We start from the raw sequence: 14,139 nt of genomic DNA on the forward strand, positions 1-14,139 counted from the left end.
GAAACCCGGCAACCGAACCACACCCCGACCGAGTGAACCCGAAAGTCGAGTCGAAACGACCGGGAATAGGGACATAGTCAACTCAATGAGGGCACCGCCGCGACGACAACCGGTCAACGACTTCCTCAAAAGAGCGCATCGCAGATCGATAAAGTAGGGGGTTTCACCCGATCGGGACGGCGACAACCGCTACCGTTCGGGGGACATGAACGCACCCACGGGAACGGAACCCGGCCGACGACCCGGCGCGCTGATCCGCGCCGACCCGCTCGCGCGCCGGTTCCGCCCGGACCACGCCGAGGCCGCGTACCGCGTGTTCTACCAAGGCGTCGGGCACGACGGCCGGGGCCGCCTCGTCACCGGGTCGGTGTTCATCCCCGACGGCACGCCTCCCGCCGGCGGCTGGCCGGTGATCAGCTACGCCCACGGCACCACGGGCCTGTCCGACCGCACCGCGCCGTCGCGCACCGGCCTGCTCCGGCTGGAACGCGCGCACATCGCCGCCTGGCTCGCGGCCGGCTACGCCGTCGCCGCCACCGACTACGAAGGCCTCGCCACCCCCGGCCCGCACCCGTACCTCAACGGCGAGGCGGTGGCCGACGACGTGATCGACATCGTCCGCGCCGCCCGGCGGCTCGACCACCCACTCGACCGCCGGTGGCTCGTCGCGGGCTTCTCGCAGGGCGGCCACGCCGCGCTGTTCACCGCGCTGATCGCGACGAGCTACGCGCCGGAGCTGGACTTCCTCGGCACGGTCGCGCTCGCGCCACCCGTCCACCTGGTCCGCGTCATCGCCACCCGCACCAAGGACGCGTCCGAGGCCGTGTGCGCGTTGGTGCCGATCGTCCTGGCGGGCATGCGCGTCCGGCACCCCGGCTTCGCGCACGGCTTCCTCACCGAGCGCGGCGTCACCCTGGTCGACCTGGCCGAACGCGCGTCGCTGGTCGAGATGCTCCGCGCCACCAGGCTGATCACCAACGACCAGACCGGCATGACCGACCTGACCCGCCACGTCGACGTGGCCCGGGTGCTCGACGAGTGCCGCGTCCCGGTCACCCGCCTGGACCGCCCGGTCTTCCTCGCCGCCGCCGGGCACGACGAGATCGTGCCGCCGGCCGTGATCCACGACTTCGCCGACGACATCGCCACGGCGGGCAGCGACGTCCGCCTGACCACGTACCCGGACGCCGACCACGGCACGATCCTCACCGCGGCCCACCCCGACGCGGCGGACTGGGCGGCCACGATCACCGGCCACACGCACGCCCCGGCCACGCCGTCCGCCCGCTTCGACCTGCTGGACGCGACCGGCGACGGCTACCTGCGCCGTGACGACTACGAGGTCTTCGCGCTGCGCCTGGTCCAGTCGTTCGGCCACCCGCCCCGCTCGGCCGCCGCGATGGCCGTGCGCTTCGGCTACCGGGGCCTGTGGCGCGCGCTGGCCGCCGAGTCCGACACCGACGACGACGGCCGCGTCGGCAAGGCCGAGTTCCTGGCCTGGGCCGCCCGCGCCGCGCACACCGCGTTCGACCGGACGTTGCGCCCGCTCGCGGCGGCCGTGCTGGCGCTCGTCGACACGAACGGCTCGGGCGTGGTGGAACGCGACGAGTTCCTGACCCTGACGACCCGGTGCGGGCTGCCCGACCCCGACGCCCGCACCCTGTTCGACCGCCTCGACGCCGACGGCCGCGGCACCGTCGGGACGGCCGAGATCATCCGTGCCACCAGGGAGTTCTGCCTGGACCCGACGCCGGACAAGCCCGGTCGCTGGCTGTTCGGCCGGTTCTGACCCGCGTCAGGTCTGGGGCCACATCGAGTAGACGAGGTCGTCCTCGCCCGCGCACACGACCTGCGGCAGCGCCGGTTCGGGGACCTGGTTGCACGTCATCGTGCCGACCAGCAGCGGCGCGCGTCCGGGGGTCGGGTCGCGGCGCTGGGTGTAGTAGTCGAACAGCACCGCGGCGGCCTGGTCGCACGTCAGCCGGCCCGACGGGGTCTCCACGACGACGGCCAGCATGGGCTTGCCCAGGGCGCCGGGGAACGGGTCGTCGCAGTACTGGGCGGGCGCGCCCTCGTCGATCGTCGGCAACGGCACGGGCGTGGGGCTGGACGCCGCGGTCGGCTCGGCGCTCGACTCGGCGCTCGACTCGGGGCCGGGTCCGGGGCTGGGCGTCGCCTCGACGGTCGTCGTCACGGCCCCGGAGCCGGAGCCCGTGCCGGTCACGCTGGTCGAGCACCCCGTGGCCAGCGCGAGGACCGCGACGAGGACGACCCCCGGCAGCGCGGTCCGGTTCGGCAGCGTTCTCATGGTCACTGGGACGTGCCGGACGGGCCGGCGGTTGCGGCCGACTCCCCCGGATCCCCGGACACGTCCGCCGTGCGCCTTCCCGCCATTCGCAAATTCACTCGAAACGCCCGGGTGTACGCTCTTCTCCCACCCCTTCCGACTTCAGGGAACGCAATGGCTGCCGACGTGCGCTCGACCCTGTCCGAACTCGGTCTCGAATTACCACCGGTGAGTCCGCCGAAAGGCGCTTACCTGCCGGCGGTCCGGAGCGGAAACCTCGTCTTCGTCTCGGGACAGGTGCCGATGGTGAACGGCGAAGTCGTCACCACCGGCAAGGTCGGCGCCGATATTTCACCCGAACGGGCAAAAGAACTCTGCCGTCAGTGCGCGTTGGCGGCGTTGGCCGCGATCGACTCGGTGGTCGGCCTGGAGGAGATCGTCCGAGTGGTGAAGGTCGTCGGTTTCGTCGCGTCGGCCCCGGGCTTCACCGGGCAGGCCGCCGTCGTGAACGGGGCCAGCGAGCTGTTCGGCGAGGTGTTCGGCGACGCCGGTCGCCACGCCCGCAGCGCCGTCGGCGTGGCCGAGCTGCCGCTGGGCGCCCCGGTGGAGGTCGAGGTCGTGGTCGAGATCGGCGGATGAGGCCGGACGCCGGCGGGTGCGGGCGGCGCAGACCCTCCGCACTCGCCGGAACGGCCGTCCGTCACGGCGCCAGCGCGACGGCGGACCCGGTGACGGCGATGCCGCTGCCCGGCTCCGCCGGGATCGCCACCTCGATCCGGCTCGGCCGACCCATGTCGTGGCCCTGGTGCACGACGATCTCGCACGGCGTCGGCACCAGCCCGAGCTCGCGCAGGTAGCCGCCGAACGCCGCGGCCGCCGCCCCGGTGGCCGGGTCCTCCACCACACCGCCCGGCGGGAACGGGTTGCGCGCGTGGAACTCGGTGGGCGATTCGCGCCAGACCAGGTCGACGGTGGCCCACCCGCGCCGTTCCATCAACTCCGCCAGGGCGGGCATGTCGTAGTCCAGCCGGGCGAGCCGCCCGCGGTCGGCCGCCGCGATGACCGGGTGCCACGCGCCCGCGTACGCCGCGCGTGGCGGGAGGGCCGGGTCGAGGTCGGCCGCGGACCACCGCAGCGCGCGCACCAGGGCCGCCAGGTCGTCGGCATCGATCGGTTCGACGCGCGGCGGCACGCTGACCAGCGTGGCCACCACGGCGCCGTCGGCCGCGCTCCTGGTCGACACGGCCACCGGGCCCGCCTTGGTCCGCAGCGCCAACTCCCCGACGCCGTGCCGTTCCGCGTAGGCGACCGCCGTCGCGATGGTCGCGTGCCCGCAGAACGGCACCTCGACCAGGGGGCTGAAATAGCGGATGTCGAGCACCCGGTCGGCGGCGGGCACGACGAACGCGGTCTCGGAGTAACCGATTTCCGCGGCGACCGCGAGCATGTCCGACTCGGCGACGCCGGTCGCGTCCAGGACCACACCCGCCGGATTGCCGCCACCGGGAGAGGCGCTGAAAGCGGAATATCTCAGGATTTCCATCGAAGCATGCTAGCGAGGAGCCAAAAGAAGGTCAAAGGACCACCGGTCCACCGCGACCGGGTCAGCCCCAGACGTGTATTTCGCCGGTGTCGGTGAGCCCGAGCGAAAAGCCGAGCGCGATCCGCCGGCCGCCGTCGCCGGGCCGCACCGCGTGGAAATTCCGCGGGTCGAACAGCAGCCCCTCACCCGGCGAGGGCGTCAACACGAACGATTCGGCGTCACCCACGACCGCCTCGCGGAACCCGTAGGAGCCCGGCAGCCGGAACGCTTCGTCGGCCGGGTGCCAGCGATGCCGCCACACCACCGTCTCACCGCCGGACTCGGGCACGCTCAAGTACAGGTTGAACGCGAATTGGGCGATCAGGTTGGCGTCGAGCAGGTTCCCGGAGAACTCGCGCAGCGCGTCGTCGTAGTGGACCTGGAAACCGCCGTTGGGCTCCCGGGCGACGCCGGCGCCCATCTCCTTGCCGTCCCGCGTGCCGACGGCCACCGCGGCGGGCCAGTGGGCGCCCAGCCGCTCGCGGCACAATTCGAAGGGGTCGAACGACAGGTTGAGAGCCGCCCACGCCTTGCGCGACGATTCCACCGCGTCCCAATAGCCGTCGGCGACGCGACCGTCCTCGCGGTGGTCGCTCACCCCCACCCCGAACCGCATCACCTGCGGGAACACGCGTTCCTCGCCGTACGAGTCGAAGTCGGCCCCGACCAGGGCGTCCAGCACCTCGGCGCACAGCGCCGCGGGCACGAGATCGGGCACCCGGATGGCGGCGCACCGGCCGGCCGCGAGATCCGCGATCAGCTCGCGACGGAAAACAGGGGTCGTCACGGCGGCGAAGTGGGGGTCGTGCAGGTCGACTGGGCTCAACGTCATCACCCGTTCCCACGAGTCGTTGCGGCGCGACTCAGGGTATCGCCACGCCCTCGCGGTAATCGCCCGCCTTTTGGTCGTATCGGCTGCCTGCCGCGGCCGACCGAATGGCGAATCGACCGGTCAGCGGAAGACGGAACGCGCCTCGACCTCGAGTGCCCGCTGATCTTCTTCCAGCGTCTCGAGCGCAATTTTGCGGGCCAGGTCGAGCTGATCTACCCGGACCATTCCGGAGGAACCGGCCGAATAACCGGTGCGCGGCCGATTGTCGTCCCCGTCGTCCTTGGCGAAGATCATGAGACACCTCTCGCAGCGTTGGCACCGGCAAGCGTTTCATCGTCGGACTATCGATCTGCGGTGGAACCGGATCCGCCGGCGGCCCCCCGAGACCTGCAGCAAACTACACCAGTTCTAATCGCGGATGGCGAACGCGGTGTTACATTCACTCTAGTGAGCCATCATCGGTTGGGGCGGACGGACGCAACTCCCGGCGCAACCGCGCGAGCAGTCGCCGGGTGCGGTCCGTGACGGGGTGCCGCGGCCCGTACGCCTTTGCCTGGTCGTCCGCCAGGATGGCGAGTTCCTTTTCCTCCACGGTACCCAGGCTCACGCGCACAAGGCAGAGGGAATACCGCAGCGCCAGCGCTTCCCGCGCGTGCCGGTCGTCCGCGACGACCTGGAGCGCGTCGGCGAGTTCCGCTTCCGCACCGACCAGTTCGCCTTGGGCGAGCAGGCTGTTCGCCAACGTCCGGCGCACCGACAGCGTCTCCGGGTGCCGCGGCGACCACAGGCGGACGCGGACCTCCAGGATGTCGCGGAGCATCCGTTCCGCTTCGGGGGCGCGCTTGAGCGCGAGCACGGTGCGCGCGAGGCTGTGCTTGACCACCATCATGTCCGAGTGCTCGGGGCCGCGGACCGTCTGCTCCGCGTCGACGATCCGGCGCAGCAGCGGTTCCGCCTCGTCCCAGCGGCCCTGCTCGGCGATCGCCTTGGCGTGCTTGTGCATGCTCGCGAGCGTGTCGGGGTGGTCGTCGCCGAGCGCGCGCTGCCGCGCCGCGACCACCTTCGCCAACTCCTCCTCGGCGACCTCGGGCTCGTCGCGCTCCAGGGCGATCCGGCCGCGCTCGTGCCGCAACCCGAGGATCTCCGGGTCGTCCTGGTCGAACCTGAACCGCGCGCAGTGCGTGATCAGCGCCTCGACCAGGTCCGAGCCGGGGTTGAGGATGCCGGTGGCGATCAGGTAGCGGGTGCTCGACCTGGCCAGCCCCAGCGCGGCGGCGACGAGCCGCCGGTCGGTCGGCGCCGGACCGCCGAGCAGGTACGCCTTCGCCAGCTCGACGGAGTGGGTGATGACCTTGTTCCACACCGCCCAGGACTCGGGCAGGTCCGGGTCGCGGTCCGCCGTGGCGGCCAGCAGCATCTCGATGTCGAGCCCGTAGTAGTCGTCCCGGCGCTCCAGCACGTCCGGGTCCTGCCGCATCACGCTGTGCACCAGCGGGTGCAGGGTGAGCGTCCGCCCGAGGTCGGGGTCGCGCACCCCGGCGACGCGCTGCAGCTCCACGAGGCCCAGGTCCGCCAACGCGTCCAGCGCGGGCAGGTAGTCCTGGTCCGACGTGGCCTCGAAATCGGTCAGCAGCGGCGTTTCGGTGAGCGAGATGCTGTTGAACAGCATGTGGTACGGGATCGGCGCGATCTGGAAGCAGGCGAGCAGCTTGAGCAGCGACGCGGCCCACGGCTGGCGGCGCGCGGCCAGCAGGTCGAGGGACAGCACGAACACCTCGCCGACGATCCCCAGGCCCAGGGACTCGTTGTCGGACACGCCGGTGGTCGACTTCAGGCGCAGCTCGAACGCGGCGCGGTAGCTGCGGAAGCCGGTGATCGCCGGCGTGCCCGAACCGGCGTGGTCGCGGATCACGGCGTTCAGGTACTGGGCGGCGGCGTGCAGCGCCAGCGGGAGCCCGCCCAGCGCCACGGCGAGGTCCCTGGCCTCCTGCGAGGTGCCGCCGTCCGGCACCCGTTCGGCCAGCATGGAGGCGCCGTCGTCGGGGTCGAGCGGCGGCACGGGGCGGACGGTGGCCCAGTCGCCCCAGGTGGCCTGGCTGCGGTCGCGGCTGGTGACCAGGACCCGGCCGTGCGGCGAGGCGGGCTTGCGCAACCACCCCGTCCCGCCGGACACCTGCTTCGTCGTGGGGTCGAGGAGCTGGGGGTCGTCGGCGTTGTCGAAGACGAGCAGCCACGGCTCGCCGCTCGCGTCGAGCAGGCGCCACAGCAGGTCGGCGGCGCTGCGCGGGCCCGCGTGCCAGGCGGTCTCCGCCTCGTCGGGCGGCGCGCCCAGCTGGTTCGCCACCTCGCGCATGGAGAGGTTGATCCGGGGCACCTCGATCCACCAGACCCGGTGCCCGGCCCTCTTGGCGCGTGACGCGACCTCCAGCGCGATCCGGCTCTTGCCGGAACCGCCGATGCCGGCCAGGACGTTCACCCTCGACTGCCGGTCGTAGACGACGGACGCGACGAGCTTGCTCCGCCCGTACAGCTTGGGCAGGTCCTCCAGCCGCGGGGTGACGGAGACGGCCGCCCGGCGCGCGTCCGTCTTCTCGACCACCGTCTCGGACGTGGCGACGGAGGGCGCGCCGCCCTGGTTGAGCACGTCCAGCACGTGCCCTCTCAGCACGCGGTAGGACGAGGCCGCCGAGTCCTTCGGCTGGATGATCGAGAAGTGGTCGCCGTCCACCATGCCGCTGTTGTGGAAGAGCCAGGCGCTCGACCTCGGCGGCACGATCCGGTCCTCCAGCCCGCCGTAGGCCGCGATGGGTATCCGGCACGTCGATTCGCTGACCCCCGTGGCGTTGACGACGGCGCGGAACAGCGTCCGCTGGGTCTCCACGATCGCGGTGTCGAACGGCCGCAGCTGGGCCTCTTGCGGATTGCCCGAATACCACCACTTGCGGATGCCGAGGAAGAACTCGGACCCGTCGTTGGGGCAGGCGAACATGACGACCTGCTTGATCCTGGCCAGGGTCTCGCCCTCGCCCCGCCACAGCGTCCTGGCCAGGAACCGCTGGGTGATCAGGCCGCCCTGGCTGTGCGTGACCAGCAGGAGCGACGCCGACTGGCCCAGTTCGTGCCGCAGGTAGGTGCTCAGCCGGTCGGCGACGTCGTCGGCGGTCGCGATGCGCCGGTCGGGCCGGAGGCTGAATTTCGGTGAGGGGTACTCGAAAACGTGCGTGCGGACCCGACCGGACAAGTCCGGGTCGGCCGCGATCAGGTTCACGAACCGGTCCCAGGTGCGGCCGGCGGAGAACAGTCCGTGCACGAATACCGCGTCGACCGGTTCGGACGGTGCCATCGGGCCCTCCCGAATGAATGGGGTCCGCACAAATATCCAGACCGTAGCCGCCGACCACAGGGGTGGTGCCGCACTATTGCGGCGTTTTTCGAACGGTGACCGGGCAAAGGGGTACCACCCCGGACCATACGCCTACGACAACAGGACGAATACACCGCGAAACTGGCCTGAACGGGTGAGCGACCCGGGCATTCGAGTTAGCGCGGCCATGCGCTGCCGGGAGGAATACCGACGACGACGTGCGGGCGTTCGCGCGCGGGTCGGACCGCCCGGGCCACGGCCGCCGCCACGTCACAGCGCGGTAACGGTTGGGTGAGGCGGGTCCTGAGGTTTCGGTGGGACGGGTTTGCTTTGCGCCATGAACACGAAGGTCGCGTCCGTGCTGCTGGCGCTGGGGTTGAGCGCTTCCCTGGTCGGGTGCTCCAGCAACGAGGACAAGTTCGTCGAGGAGTTGAAGGCCGCCGGCTTCACCGCGGTCGGCGAGCCGCGCAGCGAGTCCGAGAAGAAGACCAAGAAGGTCGGCAAGCGGACGGTCAAGTCGTCGCAGAAAACCCTCGAAGTCACGGTCCGGGTCAAGGGCTGCGACCTGGAGTTCGCCAAGGTGTCCGGGCAGTCCGGCTACTGGCTGGACGAGCTGCACGTCAACGGTCAGGAGCCGGACTGGCCCGGCTACCCCGAGAACCTCAAGCAGCAGGACGTGGTGGCCGCGTTCGCCGGCAACCAGCCCAAGCCCGACGGCTTCAAGGACTGCTACCAGCCCAACCAGCCCTAGCCCTCGCCGGCAGCTCGACGGCCCCGTCCTCGGTTCGAGAGGGCGGGGCTTTCCTCATTCGTCCGAAGGCGTTCGAGCGAACAGGGGAGTTGTCGTCCGCACTAGTGCGGGCAAGTTGTCGCGCGCTCATGGTGGTGTAGCGGTCGAACGTGCGGGATTCGCCCCCTGAAAGGGAGTGGTGGCACTGCCCGGAACACAGCGACCCGACCCCCACTGGCTGCGCCTGGAGGGTGCGGAACGGCACGCCGCCTGCGTGACCGCCGCACGCGAAGGCGACCGCGGGGCCTTCGACGCGCTCGTCGCGGACCTGACGCCGTTGGTGTGGCACGTCGCCCGAGCACAAGGGCTGGACCGCGCCGCGGCGGAGGACGTGGTGCAGACGGTCTGGCTGACGCTGACGCGGCACCTCGACCGGTTGGCCGACCCGCGCGCGTTGGCCGGGTGGCTCATCGTCACGACCCGTCGCGAGGCGCAGCGGACGTGGGCGCCGGCCCGCCGTGACGCACCGGCGGGCGACGGGAGCGCGGAACTGGTGAGCGAGCACGGCCTGCCCGAGGACGCGGCGCTGCTCGACGACCGGGACCACCGGCTGTGGCGGGCGTTCGGTCGCCTGTCCCCGAAGTGCCAGGAACTGCTGCGCCTCACCGTGCTGGCCGGCCGGCCCGACTACCGCGCGGTCGCCGACGCGCTGTCCACCCCGCGTGGCGGCATCGGCCCCACCGAGGGTCGATGCCTGAACGTACTGCGCGCTCTTCTCGACGCCGAGGCCGGGTGGCCGGGCCTGCCGTCGCCCGCACAGCCCCAGCACCCGCCCCGCGATCCGCGGGTGCGGCTGCTCTCCGCCGAGCCGGTGGTCGCCGGCGTGCCGGCGGAGGTCGAGTTCGGCTACACCGTCGTCCGGGACGCCCTGACGACCTCCGGGCACGACGCCCCACCCGTGACCGAGGTGGTGCGCGTGCTGCTGCACGCCGAGGGCGCCACCGTCGAACCGCTGACGCGGGTGTTCGAGCTGCCCGCCGACTTCGACGCGAGAACCGTCCGGTTCCGCGTGGTGCCCGTCGAGCGCGGCACGCTCGAACTCGTGTTCCGGGTCTACCTCGGCGACGGCCACCTGCTCCAGGAGGTCCGCGCCGACCTGCCGGTGGGTGAGGCCTGATGCGCGAGCTGACGAGCACCGTCACGGTCGACCGCAGCGACCGGCTCCGGTCCATTCCGGACACCCGCCACCACCGCGACCGCACCGTCCACCTCCGCTTCCTGCGCCTGGACGACGGCTACCTCGTCCAGGCCTGGGGAAGCGCGTTTCCCCCGGACGGCGGCGGTTGCCAGGGCCGTGTGCTGCTGGGCCCGTCGACGGTGGAGGCGGGTGTCGGCGACCTGCTGGCACGGTGGCGCACCAGGCTGATCGAGCACGTCGAGCCGGGCGTGCGGCCGACCCGGCGTCCGTTCGTCGACGGCTGGGACCTCGCCGGCCAGGACGTCGACGAGGTGGTGTCGGCGCTCGCCCGCGCGGGCCACGACCTGTTCGCCCTGCTGTTCCGCAACGGCGACGCCGGGCTCAAGGAGCTCTGCGACCTCCTCCTCGCGGCGCTGCGCACCGGCGAGCACGTCGTCACGGTCGAGTCCGACAACCTGTTCGTGCCGTGGGGCCTGCTCTACGTCCCGCTGGACGACCACGACTCGGTGTGGGACGACGACTACCGCTGGGACCCGCGCGGTTTCTGGGGCTACCGCCACCTGGTCGAGCACAACTCCTCCCGCTCGCCCGGCTCCGACAGCCGGATCGCGGTCACGGGCTCCGGCGTGGCGGTCGGCCTGAACGGCGACGGGCGGGTCGACGCGCCCTGCCTGATCGTGCCGCGGCTCGACCTGCCGCACGCGTTCCTCCGCGAGTACCGCACGAGGCTGTCCGACGCCTTCCTCGTGCCCGGCACCAGGCTCGGCGACGTCGTCCGCGACCTCGCCCGCGCGTTCCTGGACGAGCACCGCAACCCGCTCGGCCTGGTCTTCTCGCCACACCGCGGGATCGACGCGCACCTGGCAGACCGATGAGCCCGGAACGCGACCGCGCTGGTCAACCCGGATGCCAATTGCACTCGTCGGCGACGCTCACACGATGATCGACTTACCGTCCGTGGTGCGTTACCTGAATGGGTGATAGTTGGGGCTGTTTACGCACGGCAGAGGCGAGTTGCCTACCGGATGTGCGAAATTCCCTCTCGGTCGTTACGCCGTTGTGCCACTATTGCCCTGTTCGAGCGGTACGAGGGGTCCGCCGAACCTGACTCAGAGCAATCGCCTGAGTCGCTTGTACGGCCAAGACAGATCCTCAGGGGAGGGAGATCGCTTTGTCGACGCCCATCGAGACCAAGATCGACTTCGTGGACGAGAACACCGAGACCGTCGAGTCCGCCGAGAACGTCCAGCAGGACGGGACCACGGCTCCGGTCGCGCCGGAAACCACGCCGGAGCAGCCCGAACACCAGCACGACCACACGCACCACCACCACACGGACGAGAACGGCGAGCTTTCGCCGCTGTGCGTGGGCGGCGGATGCGTGGACGCCCCAGCCACGAAGTGAGCTGTCAAGCGTGATCACGCCCGCCGGCCAGGTCTCCTGGCCGGCGGGCTCTTTGTCCTGATGCGTTCTGTGCTGTCATAGACCAGTGCCTGTAACCGCTTCTCTCGACGAAGCCGCCGTCATCCGTGAAGCACGCGAACTGCACCGCGAGGGGATCGACGCCTCGTGCGCCGGGCGGCATCACGAGGCGGCACGGCTGCTGCGGCGCGGGCAGAGCCTGGCGGACACGATCGACCCCGTCGACCCGGAGGTCCGATCCGACTGGCTCGCCATGCGGATCCGGTTGACGTCGACGTTCGCGGGCGTGGTGGCGGAGACCGAGGGCCCGGTTACGGGGTTGGCCGGCCTGGCCGAGGCACGACGGCTGATCGAGGACGTGGCCGACCCGGTCGTGAGGGCGGAACTGCTCGGTCGGGTCGAGCACAACCGCGGTCTGCTGCTGCTGAACACGGGGTTGATCGAGGAGGCGATCACGGCCTTCGACTCCGCTCTCGAGCACAAGGAACGCAGGCTCGCCGCGGGCGGACCGGTGTCGACCCTGGTCGACCTGGTCGTGAAGTCGCTGTGGAGCAGGGGCACGGCACACACCAGGCTCGGGTTGATCGGTCAAGCGCGGCAGGACCTGACCAGGGCACTGACTCTGGCGACGGAGCACGGACTGCCGGAACGGGCGGCCGACGCGAGCCACGCGCTGGGCGTGCTGAACTTGCGGATCGGCGACGTGCCGGCGGCGCTGCGGCGTTACGAGAACAGCGAGCGCGAGTACCGCAAGCACGGTCTCGACATGCCGGTCCCGCTCGGCCTGGACCGGGCGCACGCGTTGATGGCCGCCGGACTGGCGGACGAGGCAGGCAGCCAACTCGACACCGTGCTGACCGTGCTGCGCGCCGAGCGCGGCGTGCCCCGGTACCTGGGCAACGTGGAGCTGTACCGGGCCGCGGCCGCGTACATGACCGACGAACTGGACCTGGCGCGCGACATGGCGTCGTCGGCACGGCAGCGGATGCGGCGTTGGGGTTGCGAGACGTGCGTCGCGAACGCGACCCTCATCGGGCTGCGGGTGGACACCGTGCTGGCGTTGCGGTCCGGGCGGGTGTCCCGGTCGCTGCCCGGGCGCGCGTTGGACTTCGCCGACTCGTTGCCCGTGCCGCGGCTGGCCGAGCAGGCGGCTCTCGCCCGGATGCTGGCGGCGCGGCTGGAGATCCGCCGCGGTGACGTGGACGCCGCCGCGGCGATCCTCGACCGGGTGCCCCGGCCGGGGAAGCTCGCGCCGATCGACTACCGGATGCTGCGCCGCCTGTGCCGGGCCGAACTGGCCATCGCCCGCGGCAGGCGGGCCGCCGCGCTCACCGAGATCAGGGCCGGCCTCACGGACCTCGACCACGTGCGGGACCGGATGGGCGGCCTGGAGCTGCTGTCCGGCACCGCGCTGCACGGCCGGGAGCTGGCCGAGCTGGCCGTGCAGCTGGTGCTCGACGGCGGCAACGCGCGCCGGCTGTTCTCGTGGCTGGAGCGCACGCGGGCGCAGACCTACCGCTACGAGCCGCTGACCCACGTCGGCAACCCCGAGCTGGCCGAGCGGATCGCCGAGGTCCGCAGCCTCACCCAGTCGATCCACCAGGCCGAGCACGACGGTCACGCGACCGGCGCGCTGCGCGCCCGCCGGGCCGAACGCCTCCGCGAGGCCAACCGGCTCGGCTGGCACACCGGCCGGTGGGGCAGCCCGCGCCCGGTCGCCGGGCTGACCGACGTGATGGCCCGGCTCGGCGACCGGGCGCTGGTCAGCTTCGCGGCGTGCGAGGACGCCCTGGTCGCGGTGGTCGTGGTGGGTTCCGACGTGCGGCTGGCCCGGCTCGGGTCGGCCGGGCAGGCGGCCGAGAGCGCCCGGATGCTGAACGCGGACCTCAACGCGCTGGCCCCCGACCACCTGCCGGAGCCGTTGGTGCGGGTGATGTCGGCGTCGGCGTGCAAGCAGGCCGACCGGCTCGACGCGCAGCTGGTGCGACCGCTGGCCGAGCTGATCGGCGAGCGGGAGCTGGTGGTGGTGCCGACCGGCGCGCTGTACGCGGTCCCGTGGGGTGTGCTGCCGACGTTGCGCGGCCGGCCGACCGTCGTGGCGCCGTCCGCCACCGCGTGGCTGGCCGCGAACCGCGCCGAGAGCGGGCCCGCGGGGCGGACGGTGCTGGTCCGCGGACCCGGGCTGCCCGCCGCCGTCGGCGAGATCGACAAGCTGGGCGCGCACTACGCCACCGCGGCGCTCATGTCGGGCCGGCAGGCGTCGGTCGCCACGGTGCTGGAGGCGTTGGACGGCGCCGAGATCGCGCACCTGGCCGCGCACGGCGTCCACGAGCCGGAGAACGCCCTGTTCTCCCGGCTGGAGCTGACCGACGGCCCGCTCTACGCGCACGAGATGGCGGGCCTCGCCCACCCGCCGCGGCAGGTCGTGCTGGCCGCGTGCGAACTCGCCCTCAACCGGATCCGCCCCGGCGACGAGCCCCTGGGCTTCGCCAGCGCCCTGCTCGCCAGCGGCTCGCAGGTGGTGGTCGCCCCGCTGAGCCGGGTCGGCGACCAGGCGTGCGCCGCCGCGATGGACGACTACCACCGCAGCCTGGCCGCCGGCGCGCGACCGGCCGTGGCGCTGGCGGACGCGATCGCCGTCGACCCGCTGCGGCGGCCGTTCGTCTGCCTCGGGAGCGGCTGACCGCGCCGCGACCGGCGATCTTCACCGCGTCTTCCGGTGC

At 72.0% G+C, this 14,139-nt stretch carries 11 protein-coding genes and 1 pseudogene; 7 read left to right on the forward strand and 5 right to left on the reverse strand.

Going from position 1 to position 14,139, the window contains the following annotated elements:
- The first annotated feature begins 205 nt into the window (after nucleotides 1-205).
- Entirely contained in the window at nucleotides 206-1,789 is a 1,584-nt protein-coding gene (locus tag ADK67_RS12225) for a lipase family protein (protein ID WP_053716515.1), read from the forward strand.
- A gap of 6 nt (nucleotides 1,790-1,795) precedes the next feature.
- On the opposite strand, the gene ADK67_RS12230 is transcribed toward ADK67_RS12225, so the two are convergent.
- Nucleotides 1,796-2,308, reverse strand: a complete 513-nt coding sequence (locus tag ADK67_RS12230; protein WP_157620195.1) for a hypothetical protein — start codon at nucleotides 2,306-2,308, stop codon at nucleotides 1,796-1,798.
- Between the two features lie 153 nt (nucleotides 2,309-2,461).
- Between ADK67_RS12230 and ADK67_RS12235 the strand changes: the two genes are divergently transcribed.
- On the forward strand, nucleotides 2,462-2,926 hold the full coding sequence (locus ADK67_RS12235) for a RidA family protein (RefSeq protein ID WP_053716517.1): 465 nt from the start codon (nucleotides 2,462-2,464) through the stop codon (nucleotides 2,924-2,926).
- A gap of 61 nt (nucleotides 2,927-2,987) precedes the next feature.
- On the opposite strand, the gene ADK67_RS12240 is transcribed toward ADK67_RS12235, so the two are convergent.
- The 4 genes from ADK67_RS12240 to ADK67_RS12250 form a co-directional block, all read right to left on the reverse strand.
- Nucleotides 2,988-3,830: a PhzF family phenazine biosynthesis protein gene (locus ADK67_RS12240; protein WP_053716518.1), complete on the reverse strand. Its 843-nt coding sequence runs from the start codon at nucleotides 3,828-3,830 to the stop codon at nucleotides 2,988-2,990.
- A gap of 61 nt (nucleotides 3,831-3,891) precedes the next feature.
- Nucleotides 3,892-4,701 (reverse strand): 2OG-Fe(II) oxygenase, encoded by an 810-nt coding sequence (locus ADK67_RS12245; protein WP_053716519.1) that lies wholly within the window; start codon nucleotides 4,699-4,701, stop codon nucleotides 3,892-3,894.
- A 120-nt stretch (nucleotides 4,702-4,821) separates the two neighbouring features.
- Nucleotides 4,822-4,995, reverse strand: coding sequence for a hypothetical protein (locus ADK67_RS50730; RefSeq protein ID WP_157620198.1), 174 nt, complete (start codon nucleotides 4,993-4,995; stop codon nucleotides 4,822-4,824).
- 145 nt (nucleotides 4,996-5,140) lie between these two features.
- On the reverse strand, nucleotides 5,141-8,044 hold the full coding sequence (locus tag ADK67_RS12250) for an alpha/beta hydrolase (protein WP_053716520.1): 2,904 nt from the start codon (nucleotides 8,042-8,044) through the stop codon (nucleotides 5,141-5,143).
- Nucleotides 8,045-8,402: 358 nt separating this feature from the next.
- On the opposite strand from ADK67_RS12250, the gene ADK67_RS12255 reads away from it, so the two are divergent.
- From ADK67_RS12255 to ADK67_RS12275, 5 genes and pseudogenes are all read left to right on the forward strand, one after another.
- Nucleotides 8,403-8,816 (forward strand): hypothetical protein, encoded by a 414-nt coding sequence (locus tag ADK67_RS12255; protein ID WP_053716521.1) that lies wholly within the window; start codon nucleotides 8,403-8,405, stop codon nucleotides 8,814-8,816.
- Between the two features lie 178 nt (nucleotides 8,817-8,994).
- A pseudogene (locus ADK67_RS53550) lies at nucleotides 8,995-9,588 on the forward strand (RNA polymerase sigma factor); the annotation flags it as partial.
- Nucleotides 9,589-9,971: 383 nt separating this feature from the next.
- Entirely contained in the window at nucleotides 9,972-10,868 is an 897-nt protein-coding gene (locus ADK67_RS12265) for a hypothetical protein (RefSeq protein ID WP_053716522.1), read from the forward strand.
- A 296-nt stretch (nucleotides 10,869-11,164) separates the two neighbouring features.
- Nucleotides 11,165-11,398, forward strand: a complete 234-nt coding sequence (locus ADK67_RS12270) for a hypothetical protein (protein ID WP_053716523.1) — start codon at nucleotides 11,165-11,167, stop codon at nucleotides 11,396-11,398.
- 85 nt (nucleotides 11,399-11,483) lie between these two features.
- Entirely contained in the window at nucleotides 11,484-14,099 is a 2,616-nt protein-coding gene (locus ADK67_RS12275; RefSeq protein WP_053716524.1) for a CHAT domain-containing protein, read from the forward strand.
- The last annotated feature ends 40 nt before the right edge of the window (nucleotides 14,100-14,139 follow it).

Source organism: Saccharothrix sp. NRRL B-16348, from assembly GCF_001280085.1.
Classification (GTDB): Bacteria; Actinomycetota; Actinomycetes; order Mycobacteriales; family Pseudonocardiaceae; genus Actinosynnema.

Excerpts from the sequence above, each read along its gene's own strand:
- ADK67_RS12225 (WP_053716515.1), top strand. The coding sequence starts at position 206 with ATGAACGCACCCACGGGAACGGAACCCGGCCGACGACCCGGCGCGCTG.
- ADK67_RS12230 (WP_157620195.1), bottom strand. The coding sequence starts at position 2,308 with ATGAGAACGCTGCCGAACCGGACCGCGCTGCCGGGGGTCGTCCTCGTC.
- ADK67_RS12235 (WP_053716517.1), top strand. The coding sequence starts at position 2,462 with ATGGCTGCCGACGTGCGCTCGACCCTGTCCGAACTCGGTCTCGAATTA.
- ADK67_RS12240 (WP_053716518.1), bottom strand. The coding sequence starts at position 3,830 with ATGGAAATCCTGAGATATTCCGCTTTCAGCGCCTCTCCCGGTGGCGGC.
- ADK67_RS12245 (WP_053716519.1), bottom strand. The coding sequence starts at position 4,701 with ATGACGTTGAGCCCAGTCGACCTGCACGACCCCCACTTCGCCGCCGTG.
- ADK67_RS50730 (WP_157620198.1), bottom strand. The coding sequence starts at position 4,995 with ATGATCTTCGCCAAGGACGACGGGGACGACAATCGGCCGCGCACCGGT.
- ADK67_RS12250 (WP_053716520.1), bottom strand. The coding sequence starts at position 8,044 with ATGGCACCGTCCGAACCGGTCGACGCGGTATTCGTGCACGGACTGTTC.
- ADK67_RS12255 (WP_053716521.1), top strand. The coding sequence starts at position 8,403 with ATGAACACGAAGGTCGCGTCCGTGCTGCTGGCGCTGGGGTTGAGCGCT.
- ADK67_RS12265 (WP_053716522.1), top strand. The coding sequence starts at position 9,972 with ATGCGCGAGCTGACGAGCACCGTCACGGTCGACCGCAGCGACCGGCTC.